This is a genomic window from Devosia sp. UYZn731 (assembly GCF_040546795.1).
Taxonomy (GTDB): Bacteria; Pseudomonadota; Alphaproteobacteria; order Rhizobiales; family Devosiaceae; genus Devosia.
In genome coordinates, this window is record NZ_JBEPOL010000002.1 from 182669 (window position 1) to 198902 (window position 16234).

General features: G+C 62.3%; 13 protein-coding genes. 9 read left to right on the forward strand and 4 right to left on the reverse strand.

Going from position 1 to position 16234, the window contains the following annotated elements; genetic code table 11:
• Positions 1–10: 10 nt before the first annotated feature.
• Positions 11–1885 carry a peptidylprolyl isomerase gene (locus ABIB57_RS05315; RefSeq protein WP_354039005.1) on the reverse strand — a complete coding sequence of 625 codons (1875 nt, stop codon included), beginning with the start codon at positions 1883–1885 and terminating at the stop codon, positions 11–13.
• Positions 1886–2091: 206 nt separating this feature from the next.
• Here ABIB57_RS05315 and tpiA point away from each other — a divergent pair, with 206 nt between their 5' ends.
• From tpiA to eno, 7 genes are all read left to right on the forward strand, one after another.
• A complete protein-coding gene (tpiA, locus tag ABIB57_RS05320; protein WP_354039006.1) occupies positions 2092–2847 on the forward strand; it encodes a triose-phosphate isomerase in 756 nt (251 codons plus the stop codon).
• A 110-nt stretch (positions 2848–2957) separates the two neighbouring features.
• On the forward strand, positions 2958–3503 hold the full coding sequence (secG, locus tag ABIB57_RS05325) for a preprotein translocase subunit SecG (protein WP_354039007.1): 546 nt from the start codon (positions 2958–2960) through the stop codon (positions 3501–3503).
• Positions 3504–3614: 111 nt separating this feature from the next.
• On the forward strand, positions 3615–5243 hold the full coding sequence (gene pyrG / locus ABIB57_RS05330; RefSeq protein ID WP_354039009.1) for a CTP synthase: 1629 nt from the start codon (positions 3615–3617) through the stop codon (positions 5241–5243).
• A gap of 26 nt (positions 5244–5269) precedes the next feature.
• Positions 5270–5737 carry a GNAT family N-acetyltransferase gene (locus ABIB57_RS05335; protein WP_354039010.1) on the forward strand — a complete coding sequence of 156 codons (468 nt, stop codon included), beginning with the start codon at positions 5270–5272 and terminating at the stop codon, positions 5735–5737.
• A gap of 34 nt (positions 5738–5771) precedes the next feature.
• On the forward strand, positions 5772–5948 hold the full coding sequence (locus ABIB57_RS05340; RefSeq protein WP_354039012.1) for a DUF4169 family protein: 177 nt from the start codon (positions 5772–5774) through the stop codon (positions 5946–5948).
• Between the two features lie 33 nt (positions 5949–5981).
• Entirely contained in the window at positions 5982–6947 is a 966-nt protein-coding gene (locus ABIB57_RS05345; protein WP_354039014.1) for an NAD-dependent epimerase/dehydratase family protein, read from the forward strand.
• Between the two features lie 83 nt (positions 6948–7030).
• Positions 7031–8308: a phosphopyruvate hydratase gene (gene eno / locus ABIB57_RS05350; protein ID WP_354039016.1), complete on the forward strand. Its 1278-nt coding sequence runs from the start codon at positions 7031–7033 to the stop codon at positions 8306–8308.
• A 209-nt stretch (positions 8309–8517) separates the two neighbouring features.
• On the opposite strand, the gene ABIB57_RS05355 is transcribed toward eno, so the two are convergent.
• Positions 8518–9993: an AMP nucleosidase gene (locus tag ABIB57_RS05355; protein WP_354039017.1), complete on the reverse strand. Its 1476-nt coding sequence runs from the start codon at positions 9991–9993 to the stop codon at positions 8518–8520.
• A gap of 463 nt (positions 9994–10456) precedes the next feature.
• On the opposite strand from ABIB57_RS05355, the gene ABIB57_RS05360 reads away from it, so the two are divergent.
• Positions 10457–11359 carry a bifunctional methylenetetrahydrofolate dehydrogenase/methenyltetrahydrofolate cyclohydrolase gene (locus ABIB57_RS05360; protein WP_354039019.1) on the forward strand — a complete coding sequence of 301 codons (903 nt, stop codon included), beginning with the start codon at positions 10457–10459 and terminating at the stop codon, positions 11357–11359.
• A complete protein-coding gene (locus ABIB57_RS05365) occupies positions 11356–11901 on the forward strand; it encodes a DUF1643 domain-containing protein (protein WP_354039021.1) in 546 nt (181 codons plus the stop codon). The genes ABIB57_RS05360 and ABIB57_RS05365 overlap by 4 nt, the downstream gene beginning before the upstream one ends.
• Before the next feature lie 127 nt (positions 11902–12028).
• Here ABIB57_RS05365 and ABIB57_RS05370 read toward each other — a convergent pair whose 3' ends face one another.
• Complete coding sequence (locus tag ABIB57_RS05370) at positions 12029–12394, reverse strand: hypothetical protein (RefSeq protein ID WP_354039022.1); 366 nt, start codon at positions 12392–12394, stop codon at positions 12029–12031.
• Positions 12394–16170, reverse strand: coding sequence for a methionine synthase (metH, locus tag ABIB57_RS05375; RefSeq protein ID WP_354039024.1), 3777 nt, complete (start codon positions 16168–16170; stop codon positions 12394–12396). The genes ABIB57_RS05370 and metH overlap by 1 nt, the downstream gene beginning before the upstream one ends.
• Between the last annotated feature and the right edge of the window lie 64 nt (positions 16171–16234).

Here is a 16234-nt window from a genome sequence, read left to right on the forward strand (position 1 = left end):
GAAGTTGCCGTTATTGCTGGCCGCCGAGTTGCAGCGTCTGCGTCAAGGCCTGCTGGTTGATCCGGAGCCCGGCTTCGTCGCGCACCGCGGTAACGAAATCGCCGTAAAGGCCGATACGGGCTTCGTTCTCCAGCGAAGCGTTCTGCTGGGTTGCCAGTGGACCATCAGCCGGGGTCACGGCGCTCACCTGGAACACGATGTGATCGCCTTCCGTGTTCACCGCCGAGCCGTGATGATCCGGACCGCCGGCAAACGCCGCTGCCGCCACCGGGCCGTCGATGGACGTGTTGGCTTCACCAAACCGGGTAAAGGGCAGGCTGGCCTGCGGCACCAGGCTCAGCGCCGAGGCCACGTCGATCAGGTCTTCACCGCCATCGAGCCGCTTGACGATACTGTCGGTCTCGGCCTCGATCGCTGCATTGACTTTCTCGGTGGTCCAGGCGGTAGCAACCGCATCGCGCACTTCGTCCAGGGTCTGGTCGCGCGCCGGATCGACCTTTTCCAGGTCGAACCACACGTTGCTATTGCCGTTGAGCGTGATCGACGGCGTCAGCTTGCCCTCGGTGGCCTTGAAAATCGCCTGCACGGCCTTGGGACGGTCGGCTTCGGCCAGCGATGGGATCACGGCCAGTTCGGCGCCGCCCTGGGTCACCGCCGCATTATACAGCGGCAGCCCGAACCGCTTGGCGATTTCGTCGAGCGGCTTGAACGCCGCGCGCAGCTCTTCGACCTGGTCCAGCACGTCGGCATATTCAGTCTTGGCCTGCGCCAGCGCCAGGCCGTGCGCGATCTCGTCATGGGCTTCGGCCAGGGTCTTGGTGTGGCCCGCCTCGATTGCCGAAACATGGATCGCGCGCTTGCCGGTGACGCCGTCGATGACCGCATAGCCATCCTGGGCCAGGCCGAACGCGGCTGTGGCGAGGTTGGCATCGGTGATGTCCCGCTGGGCCAGCGTGCCGATATCGGTCGCGGTCAGGCTGTTTTCGGTAACCAACGCGTCGAATGTCTTGCCGGCTGCCGCGCCGCCTTCGAACGCCGCGATCTGCTCGGGGGTGGCTAGCGGCACCTGCTGAATTGTGCGGCGCTCCAGCGTCGTCATATTCGCCTTGGTGCGCTCATATTCGGCCTCGACAGCGGCTTCATCGATGGTCTTGGTGGCGGCCAGGGTGTCCGGCGACAACGCCATCAGCCGCACCGTGCGGGTTTCGACGGTGCGGAAATCGGTCTGGTGCGCGGCCAGATAGGTTGCCAGATCGGTATCGGTTGGCGCAGCCGGCGTCTCGATGGTGTTTTCACCAACTACGATGTAGTCGACCGTGCGCTTGTCGGCGGCATAGCTGTTGACCAGGGTCGATGCGGCGGCCGGCAGCTTGACGTCGCTGAACAGCGACAGAATCAACTGCTCGCGGCGTGCCGACTCGCTCTGGGTCTTGAAATATTCGGCTTCGGTTATGCCGCTCTGACGCAGCACGTTCTGGAACTGGCTGGGATCGAAATTGCCCAGGGTGCCGGCGAAATTGGTATCCTTGCGCAGCATCTGGCTCAGCTTGCTGTCCGACACGCCGAGACCGAAATTATCGGCCAACTGGTCGAGCGCAGCGTCTTGCGCCAGGTTTTGCAGCACCATGGAGGGAATGCCCAGGCTCATGGCCTCCTCGGGCGAGGGGACCGAGCCAATCTGCTGGGACACCTGTTGCATCTGGATCTGATAGGCCCGCAGGAAATCGCGCGAGGTGATATCGACATTGCCCACCTTGGCCACGTTATTCGTGCCAAGATCGGTGATCACATTATTGATGCCGAATCCAGCCAGACCTGCCAGCAGGCAGACCCCCATCGCCTTGCCGGGCCAGGATTTTGCAAACAGACGCAAACTATCGAGCATGTCAGACGTTCCAGTACGCGAGGGATGGTGCATTCGCCCCATGAGGCGGACGCACCGGATTTGAACCGCAGGCTTTACCGCCCTTATGGCGGGATACTAGTAAAGCGTTCCGCGGAAAAAGGGAGACCCTTTTATATCCCGGAAACGCATGGACAATCGGGGTTAGGGCAAAGCCCCTCCCGGTGCAAGAGGCAGGAGTAGCAAGAGTGACAACCACAATCACGCCGCTGATCGCGGGCAACTGGAAAATGAACGGTTCGCGGGCCTCGCTCGAAGAACTGCAGCAGCTTGCCGGATTGCTGACCACTGGCGAGGCCCCCAAGGCCATGGTGGTCATCTGCCCGCCGGCCACGATCCTGCACGCTGTCGCCTCCCAGGGTTCCACCAGCGGCATTCTGGCCGGTGGGCAGGACTGCCATGCCAGCGCCTCGGGCGCTTATACTGGCGATATTTCGGCCGGCATGCTGGCTGATGCCGGCGCGCAGTTCGTTATCGTCGGCCACTCCGAACGCCGCGCCGCCCATGGCGAAACCGACCAGATCGTTCGCGCCAAGGCGGAAGCGGCCATCGGCGCCGGCCTCAAGCCGATCATCTGCGTCGGCGAGACCGGAGCCGAACGCGATAGCGGCAAAGCCGAAGCCGTGGTCGCCGCACTACTGGCCGGCTCGGTGCCCGACGCCGCGGAATTGCACGAAGTCATCGTGGCCTATGAGCCGGTCTGGGCCATCGGCACGGGGCGCACGCCAACCAATGACGAGATTGCCCAGATGCATAATCGCATCCGTGCCATCCTGGTCGAGCGTTTTGGCGACAAGGGCGCTTCGACCCGGATTCTCTATGGCGGCTCGATGAAACCGCAGAACGCCCGCGAAATTTTGAACATTGAAAACGTCAATGGTGGGCTGGTCGGCGGCGCCAGCCTCTTGGCAAGAGACTTCTACACCATTATCTCCGCCGTATAGCCGCGTCACGCGGGGATCGCCTGTGCCGAATTTCGGCGCAGGCGTATGGCATTTGTTTGCTCCCAAGTGTATGACGCCCCATCTTTTGACGGACCGAGACTGAAACACGCATGGCAAACGTCCTGATTGTGGCCTATCTGCTGATCGTTCTGGCGCTGATTGCAGTCATCCTGCTGCAGCGCTCGGAGGGCGGCGCCCTTGGTATTGGCGGTGGCGGTGGCGGCTTCATGACCGCACGCGGTTCAGCCAACCTGTTGACGCGCACCACGGCAATCCTGGCCACTTTGTTCTTCCTGACGGCAATCGGCCTGACAGTGATCAGCGAATTCGATCGCGGCAGTTCGAGCATTCTGCAGGGCGCGACCACGGGTGGAGAAGAGGGCGCGGCGCCGACCAGCGTGCTCGACGCACTCAATGCACTGCAGGGCGATTCGGATCTTCCGGTTCCCGCCGCCGACGGCACAGTGACGCCGCCAGCCGACGCAACCGGACCCGCGGCGACCACTCCTGCACCGGCGGCAACGACGCCGGCCCCAGCAGCGACCCCGGCTCCCGCCAGCGACCTTCCGGTTCCGGTTACGCCAGCTCCCGAGCCCGCCACGCCCGCACCGGCGGCGGCGCCAGAACCAACACCGGTCGCTCCGGCGACCAACTAAGCGCCGCAAGGCAAACCAAAGAGGGGGATGGAAACATCCCCTTCTTCTTTTTGTGTAGAGCGGTTTTCCCGCCCTGCGAATCGTTCCTGAATCTAGGTAAGGTGAGCGCCCATGGCTCGGTACGTTTTCATCACCGGAGGCGTGGTCTCCTCATTGGGTAAAGGTCTTGCATCGGCGGCGCTCGGCGCGGTCCTGCAAGCGCGCGGCTACAAGGTACGGCTGCGCAAGCTTGACCCGTATCTCAACGTCGATCCGGGCACCATGTCGCCCACCCAGCACGGCGAGGTCTTCGTCACCGACGATGGCGCCGAGACCGATCTGGATCTGGGGCACTACGAGCGCTTCACCGGCCGCTCCGCCAACAAGCGCGACAACATCACCACCGGCCGCATCTATTCCGACATCATCGCCAAGGAACGCCGTGGCGACTATCTGGGCGCCACCGTTCAGGTTATTCCCCACGTCACCGACGCCATCAAGAATTTCGTGCTCGAGGGCAATGACGAGTTCGATTTCGTCCTCGTCGAAGTGGGCGGCACCGTCGGCGATATCGAGGGCCTGCCATTCTTCGAGGCCATCCGCCAACTCGGCAATGACCTACCGCGCGGCCAAGCCATCTACGTCCACTTGACGCTGATGCCCTATATTTCCAGCGCCGGCGAGCTCAAGACCAAGCCGACCCAGCACTCCGTCCGCGAATTGCGCTCGATCGGCATTTCGCCCGATATCCTGCTGGTCCGCTGCGACCGCCCGATTCCAGAGGGCGAAAAGAAAAAGCTCAGCCTGTTCTGCAATGTTCGCGAAAGCGCCGTGATCCAGGGCCTCGACGTCGCCTCGATCTATGACGTGCCGTTGGCCTATCACAAGGAAGGCCTCGACACCGAAGTGCTCGCCGCATTCGGCATTACCGATGCGCCGACCCCGGACCTGACGGCCTGGACCGAGGTTTCCCATCGCCTCCACAATCCCGAGGGCGAGGTCAATATTGCCATCGTGGGCAAATATACCGGTCTCAAGGACGCCTATAAGTCGCTCAGCGAGGCGCTGGCCCATGGCGGCATCGCCAACCGGGTCAAGGTCAACCTGCAATGGATCGACAGCGAGGTGTTCGAGCGCGACGAACCCGCGCCTTACCTCGAACACGTGCACGGCATCCTGGTGCCTGGCGGCTTTGGTGAGCGCGGTTCGGCCGGCAAGATCGAAGCTGCGCGTTTCGCCCGCATCAAGGACGTGCCGTATTTCGGCATCTGCTTTGGCATGCAGATGGCCTGCATCGAGGCTGCCCGCAATATGGCCGGCGTCAAGAATGCATCGTCCACCGAATTCGGCCCCACCAAGGAGCCGGTCGTCGGCATGATGACCGAATGGCTCAAGGGCAATGATACCGAGACCCGCAAGGACGGCACCGACCTGGGTGGCACCATGCGCCTCGGCGCCTATCCGGCCCAGCTCACGCGCGGTTCCCGCGTCGCCGACATCTATGGCACCACCCACATCTCCGAGCGCCATCGCCACCGCTATGAGGTGAACATGGACTACCGCAAAGTGCTGGAAAAGAACGGCCTGCTGTTCTCCGGCGTCTCCCCGGATGGCAAACTGCCCGAGATCGTCGAGCGCACCGACCACCCGTGGTTCATTGGCGTGCAGTTCCACCCGGAACTGAAATCCAAGCCGTTCGAGCCGCACCCGCTGTTCGCCAGCTTCATCGCCGCCGCGATCGAGCAGAGCCGGCTGGTTTGACCGTACTCGTTACGGAGCGGCTGGTCTTGCGCCGGCCGCGCCTGGACGATCTCGACGCCATGTTCGCCATCATGTCGAATGCCGGCGGCATGCGCTACTGGTCGACGCTGCCGCACAGCAACATTGACGTGACGCGCACCTGGCTGGACCAAATGGTCGCCAGAACGAAAGCGGGCGGCGAGGACTTTATCATCGAGCATGATGGGGTTGCCATCGGTACCGTTGGAGCAGGGCGTCTACCCAGCTTTGGCTTTATCATCCATCCCGACTTCTGGCGGCGGGGATTTGCCAGCGAAGCATCGCGGGCATTTTTGGACTATGTCTTCGCCAGGAGCGATGTCTCGCTGCTGCGCGCTGAAGTTGATCCGCGCAACATCGCGTCGCTGACAGTGCTCGGCAGGCTTGGCTTTGTCGAAACCGGGCGCGTTGAACGGGACTTCCAGTTGGGCGATGAATGGTGCGATACCGTTTATCTCGAACTGACTCGCCCCTGACGCCAGCGCGCTAGCAACAGCCCAGGACACGACCATGGCCGATATCGTCAACCTCCGAACCGTTCGCAAGCGCAAAGCCCGGGACGCAAAAGCCGAAACGGCCGCGCAGAACCGAGTTGTTTTCGGTCGCACCAAGGCCGAAAAAAAGCTCACCGAGGCCAAGTCCGAGCTGATCGAAAAGCGCCTCGACGGGCATAAATTGGACCACTAAGCGTCACACAGCGTAACAGCACAGGAGAGCCGCATGGCCCGGATCGTCGTCATCGGAGCAATGGGACACGTCGGCACCTATCTGGTGCCGCGCCTGGTTGAGGCGGGCCATGATGTCGTCGCCATCAGCCGGGGCAGGGCCAAGCCATATGCGCCCAACCGTGCCTGGGATCGCGTTGAACACAAAGTCATGGACCGCGACGCCATGGAAGCCGATGGCAGCTTTGGCCCCGCCATTGCCGCGCTTGAGGGCGATATCGTCATCGACATGATTTGCTTTTCGCTGCCGAGCGCGCAGCACCTGGTGGAGGCGCTGGCCGGCAAGGTCAGCCATTTCCTTCATACCGGCACGATCTGGACGCATGGTTTCTCCACCGTCGTACCCACGCTGGAAGACACGCCCAAGCGTCCATTCGGCGATTACGGCGTCCAAAAAGCCGCCATCGAAACCTATCTGCTCGATCGCGCCCGCCGCGACAACTTCCCGGCAACCTTGATCCATCCCGGCCACATCGTCGGTCCCGGCTGGGCGCCACTCAATCCGGCGGGGCATTTCAACCCGGCGGTATTTTCGACGATCGCCCGCGGCGAAACGCTCGCATTGCCGAACTTCGGGCTGGAGACAGTCCACCACGTCCACGCCGATGATGTCGCCCAAATGTTCATGGCCGCCATTGCCAATTGGAGCAGTTCTGTCGGGGAAAGCTTTCACGCCGTCTCGTCCGGTGCACTGACGCTGCGCGGCTATGCCGAGCACGTGTTCCGCTGGTTCGGGCGTGAGCCAGACCTAACATTCCAGCCCTATGAGGCCTGGGCGGCGGAGCAGGACGCGGAGGAGGCCAAGGCCACTTGGGAACACATCGCCCGCAGCCCCAATTGCTCCATCGCCAAGGCCCAGCGCCTGCTCGGCTACGCACCCCGTTACACTTCGCTACAGGCGGTGGAAGAGGCCGTTAGCTGGCTCATAGCGGATGGGCAGGTCAGTCTTCCCGCCAAATAAATTGGCGCACCCTCTTTGATTCGTCACACACCGCGTCTAGACAGGGCCAACACTGCGCAAACCCAGCCAGGAAAGGGCTTTCCATGTCTTCGATCATCCACGTCCAAGGCCGCCAGATATACGACAGCCGCGGCAACCCCACGGTCGAAGTCGATGTGGTGCTCGATGACGGCAGCTTCGGCCGGGCCGCCGTGCCCTCGGGTGCCTCGACCGGCGCCCACGAAGCCGTCGAACTGCGCGATGGCGGCAAGGCCTGGATGGGCAAGGGCGTCACCCAGGCCGTCGAAAACGTCAACTCGGTGATCTTCGAGGAAATCCAGGGCCTCGACGCCCTCGACCAGCTCGGCGTCGACCAGGTCATGATCGAACTGGACGGCACGCCCAACAAGTCGCGCCTCGGCGCCAATGCCATTCTCGGCGTCTCGCTGGCTGTGGCCAAGGCAGCCGCCGAATCGAGCGAACTGCCGTTCTACCGCTATATCGGCGGCCCGAATGCCCATGTGCTGCCCGTGCCGATGATGAACATCATCAATGGCGGCCAGCACGCGGATAACCCGATCGATATGCAGGAATTCATGATCCTGCCCGCCGGCGCCGAAAACCTGGCCGACGCCGTCCGCATCGGTTCGGAAATTTTCCACACCCTCAAGAAGGGCCTCTCGGCTGAAGGCCATAACACCGCCGTCGGTGACGAAGGCGGTTTTGCGCCGAACCTGAAATCGGCCGACGAAGCCCTTGGCTTCATCATGAAGTCGATCGAAAAGGCCGGCTATCGCCCAGGCGAGGACGTGTTTCTCGGCCTCGATTGCGCCGCCACCGAATATTACAAGGGCGGCAAGTACGCCATGGACGGCGAAGGCAAGAGCCTGTCGTCGGACGAGAATGTCGCGTTCCTCGCCGACCTCGCCGCTCGCTACCCGATCATCTCGATCGAAGACGGCATGGCCGAGGACGATTGGGAGGGCTGGAAGGCCCTGACCGACGCCATCGGCAAGAAGGTTCAGCTTGTGGGCGACGATCTGTTCGTCACCAATACCGAGCGCCTCGTCTCCGGCATCAAGATGGGCGTCGCCAACTCGATCCTGGTCAAGGTCAACCAGATCGGCACGCTGTCCGAAACGCTGAACGCCGTCGATACCGCCCACCGCGCCGGCTACACCTCGGTGATGTCGCACCGCTCGGGCGAAACCGAAGACTCCACCATCGCCGACCTCGCCGTGGCGCTGAACTGCGGCCAGATCAAAACCGGCTCGCTCTCGCGCTCGGATCGCCTGGCCAAGTACAACCAGCTCATCCGCATCGAAGAGCAGATCGGCTCGTCGGCGAAGTATGCTGGGTATTCGGTGGTCAAGGGCCGTTAAACGAACCTTCGCTGAATGCAAAAGGCCCGGCAGTGATGCCGGGCCTTTTTTTGTTGTTGAGGCCAGCTCGAGGCACCATTTCGCCCCATCCAGTGTGCTTCCCGCGGACTTGATCCGCGGGCCACTGACAGTCCGGCACAAGTTCTCAAAGGCCCCCGGATCAAGTCCGGGGGAAGAAAAGTAGGAGGGGAACTACACGCGAGACAGGGCTACTGGAACGCCGTCTCCGCAAAGCTGCGCAACTTCCGCGAATGCAACCGTTCCGCTGGCTGATCCCGCAAAATCTCCATCGCGCGCAGCCCGATCAGCAGATGCCGGTTGACCTGGGTGCGGTAGAAGTCCGACGCCATGCCGGGCAGCTTCAGCTCCCCATGCAGCGGCTTGTCGCTAACACACAGCAGCGTCCCATAGGGAACCCTGAACCGGAAGCCGTTGGCGGCGATGGTGGCGCTTTCCATGTCCAGCGCCACGGCGCGAGACTGGCTGAGCCGTTGCGTGATTTCGGCCTGGTCGCGCAGCTCCCAATTGCGGTTGTCGAAGGTCGCCACGGTGCCGGTGCGCATGATGCGCTTGGTTTCCAGTCCCTCGAGCTGGGTGATCTCCTCCACCGCCTGCTCGAGTGCCACCTGCACTTCGGCCAGCGCCGGGATCGGCACGGATAGCGGCAGGTCGGCATCCAGCACATGGTCCTCGCGCACATAGGCATGCGCCAGTACGTAGTCGCCCAATTCCTGCGAATTGCGCAGGCCGGCACAGTGCCCCAGCATGATCCAGGCATGCGGGCGCAGCACGGCGATATGGTCGGTGATGGTCTTGGCGTTGGACGGGCCGACGCCGATATTGACCATGGTGATGCCACGGCCACGATCGGCCGTCAGGTGATAGGCCGGCATTTGTGGCACGCGTGGTGTCGGCTTGCCGACCGTGCCGCCACCAAGGCGTTCATTGGTCGTGATCACATTTCCGGGCTCGATGAAGCTGGTATAGTGCTCGTGGCCGGTTGCCATATGCTCCTTGGCGACCCGGCAGAACTCATCGATATAGAAGCCGTAATTGGTAAAAATCACGAAATTCTGGAAGTGATTGGCATCGGTGCCAGTGTAGTGGCTCAGCCGGTACAGCGAATAGTCCACACGCGGCGCGGTGAACGCGGCCAGCGGGTAAGGTCCACCCTTCGGCGGCACAAAGGTGCCGTTGGCGATCTCGTCATCGGTATTGCCCAGATCGGGCGCATCGAACACGTCGCGCAACGGGATATTCAGCGCGTTGAGCGCTTCGCCATCGACCCGGTCGCTGGCCGCCACCGCGAAATGCAGCGGGATCGGGGTATCGGATTCCCCGATATCGATGGTGCCGCCGTGATTCTTCAGGATGACGGTGAACTGCTCCTGGAAATAGGTGCGGAAAAGGTCCGGCGCCGTCACGGTGGTGCGGTAGAGCCCCGGCGTATGCAGGTAGCCGTAGGGCAGGGTGGATGAGCTCTTGCCGTAGCTGGTGGAGCGCACTTCGATCTGCGGGTAGCAGGCGCGCACCTTGCCCTCAGGGACGATGCCCTGGGCCAGCGCGTTCAGGTGGCCGCGGATGAAACCGGTATTGCGGTGGTAGATTTCGGCGAGGTAGGCCCAGGCTTTTTCAGGATCGGTGAAGGACTGCTTCTCAAGGCGCGGCGGGCTGATCGTTGTCATTCTTGTTCTCGTTTGCGGGCCCCGGATTGAGCCCCCCGTCTGGCGGACGATAGATTGCGATAACCCCATGCCATGACAGTTTATCGGCGTGGCGGCAATCTCGGCACGACGATCCAGCGCTTTTCACACTTGAGTGAACCCCACTTTTCCTGCCGTAATTGCGCACCATCTTGATAGCAGTTCAACGGACACGCAAGCGACCCATGCGCCCCGCGAACTAGGGATTTCCAGTCTGCCGCTTGTCCCCCAAGCCCTCAACAGTGCGGTGGGTGGATTTCCCCCAGGGCTGTAATGGTAGAGATACCGTTGCAGCCCTTTTCCTTGTCCCAGCCATGTCGGCTAGCCGCGCATTCTACGCCAAGGGCATAGACGCAGAGCCGCGACTTCCGTAAGGGAAATCCATTCCTCACCAGCAGCTCGCCGTGCCGGCTTTCGGCGTAGCGGACATTCCATGGAGTGCAGCATGGCAGCCAAGATCATCGACGGAAAACTGTTTGCCGAAGGCCTGCGCACCCGCATCGCCGGCCATGTGGCACGATTGAAGGCCGAGCACGGCATCACGCCGGGGCTGGCCGTGGTCATCGTCGGCTTTGATCCCGGCAGCCAGGTCTATGTGGCACAAAAGGCTAAGCAGACCGTGGAAGTGGGCATGCACTCCGAGAAGTATGAATTGCCGGAAACCGTCAGCGAAGCCAAGGTTCTGGCGTTGGTGGAAAAGCTCAATGCCGATCCGGCGATCCACGGTATCCTGGTACAGCTGCCGGTCCCAAAGCATATCGATCCAAACAAGATCATCGAGACCATTTCACCAGACAAGGACGTGGATTGCTTCACACCATACAGCGTCGGCAAGCTTGCGATCGGGTTGCCCGGTCCAGTGTCCTGCACGCCATTGGGATGCCTGATGTTGCTGCGCGATATGTTGGGCGACCTGTCGGGTCTGCACGCCGTCGTCGTCGGCCGCTCCAATCTCGTGGGCAAGCCAATCGCCCAATTGCTGCTGCGCGAAAACTGCACCGTAACCATCGCCCACTCTCGCTCGCGAGATCTGCCAAGCTTGGTGCGGCAGGCCGATATCGTCATCGCCGCCGTGGGTCGGCCCGAAATGATCAAGGGTGACTGGATCAAGCCGGGCGCCACCGTGATCGATGTCGGCATCAACCGGATCGACGCGCCCGAACGCGGTCCGGGCAAGACGCGCCTCCTGGGCGACGTCGAGTTCGCCAGCGCCAAGGAAGTTGCCGGCGCCATCACCCCGGTGCCCGGCGGCGTCGGTCCGATGACTATTGCGTGCCTGCTGGCCAATACCATCACCACCGCGTCGCTCATCAACGGCCTCGTGCCGCCGAGCGATCTGACCGCATGATCGGCGACAACCACGATCCAGGCGGCAAGGTCCGCCTGGCACTGCCGCCCGGCGTCCATGGTGATGCCATCTTCAGCGATCACCAGCACCGCCAGATCATGCGGCGTTGGACCGGCGAGCGCTTCCCCGACCGCTACAGCCTGTTCATTGGCATGAACCCCAGTACGGCTGACGCGACGGTGAACGATCCAACCTGTGCCCGCGAATGGAATTTCAGCCTGCGCGAGGGGTTTTCGGGCATGGCCAAGGGCAATGTCGGGGATTACCGCGCGACGGTGCCCAAGGCGTTGCTGGCGCCCGGCGTGGTGGCATCGTCTCCCGCCAACCTGCCGTCGTTACTGGAGGCGGCCAAAGGGGCATCGCTGGTGATCCTCTGCCACGGCAAGCTTAACAAAGCGCTGGTCGAGCCGGCTCGGGAAATTGTTACCGCGCTACGCGCACACCACATAAAGATCATGTGCTTCGGCACCAATGCGGACGGTAGTCCGAAACATCCGTTGTATTTGCGGCTGGATACGCAGTTGGTGGAATACGAAGGGTAGGACCCCCACCCTGCCTCCCTGATAGGGGGAGGAGTTCGGTCGGTGCGTAAGAAACCATATCGCCCAGCCCCGATCCGTTCCTCCCCGTCCCAGGGGGAGGCTAGGTGGGGGTTGCAGTGCTGCTGTTTTACGCAGTCCCCGCCAGATAAAACCGGCGCGCCACCGTATGATCGCGCAAGGCCGTTGCCTTCAGCTTGCCGGTCAACGCATCGACCACGACCCCCGGCTCCACCACCGCCGACGCATCCACCACGACGCTGGTGAATGCCGGCCGCATGCCCAGTCGCACCTCTTCCAGCAGGTCGAACAGGATCGCCCGCACATCGCCGCGCCCGGCACAGGCGACGCACTGGAAGCCATCGGCATGCCCATGCCCGGTATTGGCCGTCAGCCGCACCAATGCCGCGCTGGGGTCGAGCGACACCAGCCAGCCGGCGGTGGTCACCAGCGTCACAGGTATCTGGTCGGCTCTGATCTGAACCGCGGCGGTCATCACTCGGCCGCCGCGACTGCTGGGCCAGGAATGTAGTTCAGGATTGGCCCGAGCCAGCGCTCGACCTCAGCCACGCCCATGCCCTTGCGCTCGGCATAGTCGAGCACCTGGTCATGTTCGACCTTGGCCACGCCGAAATAATAGCTCTCGGGATGCGACAGGTAGATGCCCGACACCGACGAGCCCGGCCACATGGCAAAGCTCTCGGTCAGCTTTACGCCAGCCTGCTTTTCGGCGTCCAGCAGCTTGAACAGCGTGGTCTTCTCGGTGTGGTCGGGTTGCGCCGGATAGCCCGGGGCAGGGCGGATGCCGCGATAGGGCTCGCCGATCAGGTCCTCTGGCTGCAAGGTCTCGTCGGCTGCATAGCCCCAGAACTCGCGACGCACCTTCTCGTGCATTTTCTCGGCAAAGGCTTCGGCGAAGCGGTCGGCCAGGGCCTTGACCAGGATCGAGGAATAATCGTCGTTCTTCTGCTCGAACTTTTCGGCGATCGCGACTTCCTCGATGCCCGCCGTCACCACGAACCCGCCAACATAATCGGGCTTGCCGCTCTCGACCGGTGCGAAGAAGTCGGACAGCGCCATGTTGGGCTTGCCATCGCGCTTGCTGAGCTGCTGGCGAAGCGTGAACAGCGTCGCCAGTTCCTCTTTGCGGGTTTCGTCGGTAAACAGGCGGATATCGTCGCCCACCGCATTGGCCGGCCAGAAGCCGACCACGCCGCGTGGCTCGAACCACTTTTCATCGATCACCAACTTGAGCATTGCCTGCGCATCGGCAAACAACTGCCGCGCGGCCTCGCCCTGCTTCTCATCTTGCAGAATGGCTGGATAGCGCCCCTTGAGCTCCCAGGTCTGGAAGAACGGCGTCCAGTCGATGTACTTGGCCAATTCCTCAAGGCTGAAGTCAGCGCTAGTAAACGTCCGCGTGCCGAGGAAGCTGGGCACGGGCGGCGTGTAGCCAGCCCAGTCCGGCTTGAAGGCATTGGCGCGTGCCTTGATGAGCGGCAGGCGCTGCTTGTCGTTCTCGGCCCGCTCATGCGCCGCCGCCGCCTTGGCGTATTCGGCGCGTACATTCTCGATGAATGCAACCTTGGTGTCGGGCGACAGCAGGTTCGAGACGACGCCCACCGCGCGGCTGGCGTCGTTCACATAGACTGTCTGCCCGGCATGATAGCGCGGATGGATTTTGACCGCCGTATGGACGCGGCTGGTCGTCGCTCCGCCGATCAGGAGCGGGATGTTGAACCCTTCGCGCTCCATCTCGCCGGCCACATGGGCCATCTCGTCCAGGGATGGTGTGATCAAGCCCGAGAGCCCAATGATGTCGACGTTTTGCTCGCGCGCCGTCTGCAAAATTTTGGCGACCGGCACCATGACGCCGAGATCGATGATCTCGTAATTGTTGCAAGCCAGCACGACGCCGACGATGTTCTTGCCGATGTCATGCACGTCGCCCTTGACCGTTGCCATCAGGATCTTGCCGGCGCTCTGGCGTTCGCTGCCACCGCCATTGGCCAGCTTCTCGGCTTCCATGTAGGGCAAGAGCAAGGCCACGGCCTGCTTCATCACCCGGGCAGACTTCACCACCTGAGGAAGGAACATTTTGCCCGAGCCGAACAGGTCGCCGACAATGCTCATGCCGGCCATCAGTGGGCCCTCGATGACGTGCAGCGGCCGCGCGGCTGCCTGCCGCGCTTCCTCGGTATCGGCATCGATGAACTCGGTAATGCCATTGACCATGGCATAGCCGATGCGTTCTTCGACCGACTTCTCGCGCCAGCGCAGATCCTTGGCCGCGGCTTCCTTGCCGCTGGCGCCGCGATACTTTTCAGCGATCTCCAGCAGCCGGTCGGTGCCGTCGGCGCGGCGATTGAGGATCACGTCCTCGCAGGCGTCGCGCAGTTCCCGGTCGATGGATTCATAGACCGCCAATTGTCCGGCATTGACGATGCCCATGTCCATGCCGTTCTGGATGGCATAGTACAAAAATACAGCATGCATGGCTTCGCGCACCGGCTCATTGCCGCGGAACGAGAAGCTCAGGTTGGAGATACCGCCCGAAATATGCACATGGGACAGGGTGTCGGTGATGATCCTGGTGGCCTCGATGAAATCGACGCCGTAATTGTTGTGCTCCTCGATCCCGGTCGCGATAGCGAACACGTTCGGATCGAACACGATATCTTCCGGCGGGAAGCCAACTTCCTCGGTGAGCAGCTTGTATGCCCGCGTGCAGATTTCGACCTTGCGCTCCAGCGTATCGGCCTGGCCTTGCTCGTCGAATGCCATCACCACGACGGCGGCGCCATAGGCACGCACCAGCCGCGCGTGGTGCAGGAAAGCCTCTTCGCCTTCCTTCATCGAGATGGAATTGACCAGCGCCTTGCCCTGAACGCACTTCAAGCCAGCCTCGATCACTTCCCATTTGGAACTGTCGATCATGATCGGAACGCGGGCAATATCGGGCTCGGCGGCGATCAGGTTGAGAAACTCGACCATCACCGCCTTGGAGTCGATCAGGCCCTCGTCCATGTTAATGTCGATGATCTGGGCGCCGTTCTCGACCTGATCGCGCGCTACAGCGAGGGCGGCCGTGTAATCGCCGGCCGTGATCAGCTTGCGGAAGCGGGCGGAGCCGGTGACGTTGGTGCGCTCGCCCACATTGACGAAGGGAATGTCCTTGGTCAGCGTGAAGGGCTCCAGCCCCGACAGGCGCATTTGCGGCGCGATCTCGGGCACCTTGCGCGGCGGATGCGGGCGTACGGCGGCGGCGATGGCGCGAATATGGTCCGGCGTCGAGCCGCAGCAGCCGCCAACAATATTGATCAGCCCCTCTTCGGCGAATCGCCCGAGCTGTTCGGCCATGAGTTCGGGTGTCTCGTCATAGCCGCCGAATTCGTTGGGCAGCCCAGCATTTGGGTAAGCGCAGACGAAGGTGTCCGCGATGGCCGAGATTTCAGCGATATGGCCACGCAGCAGGTCGGCGCCCAAGGCGCAATTGAGCCCGATGGTAAAGGGGCTGGCATGACGCAGCGAATACCAGAATGCCGTCGGCGTCTGGCCTGATAGCGTGCGGCCGGACAGATCGGTGATCGTGCCCGAAATCATCATCGGAAGACGAATGCCCTTTTCGGCGAACACTTCCTCGGTGGCGAACACCGCGGCCTTGGCGTTCAGGGTATCGAAGATGGTCTCGATGAGGATGACATCGGCGCCGCCGTCGATCAGCCCGCGCACCTGCTCGCTATAGGCAATGCGCAGCTCGTCGAAGCTGACCGCCCGGAAGCCTGGATTGTTCACGTCGGGCGAGATCGAGGCCGTCCGATTGGTCGGCCCCAGCGCCCCGGCCACGAACCGGCGCACGCCGTCCTCGGCCGTCGCCCGGTCCAGCGCCCGCCGCACGATCTGCGCGCCCTCAAAATTCAGCTCATAGACAATCGCCTCCATGCCGTAATCGGCCTGGGCGATGCTGGTACCCGAGAACGTATTTGTCTCCACGATATCCGCGCCGGCTTTGGCATAGGCATAATGGATGTCTTCGAGCGCCTTGGGCTCGGTCAGGATGAGGAGATCGTTATTGCCTTGCAGCGGCTTTTCCCAGTTTTTGAACCGGTCGCCGCGGAAATTGTCTTCGGTATAGCCGAGCCGCTGGATCATGGTGCCCATTGCACCATCGAGAATCAGAATGCGCTCGCGCGCCGCCGCCGTCAGCGCCGCCAGGATTTCAGCGCCATCGCGGAGGGCAGGGGGAGTTGATGAAGTTGAATTGTCGCTCATCATCGTCGTCCTATCTGATCGTTCTAGGCAGTCAGCCGAAGCACTTACGCATTCATATAAAGAT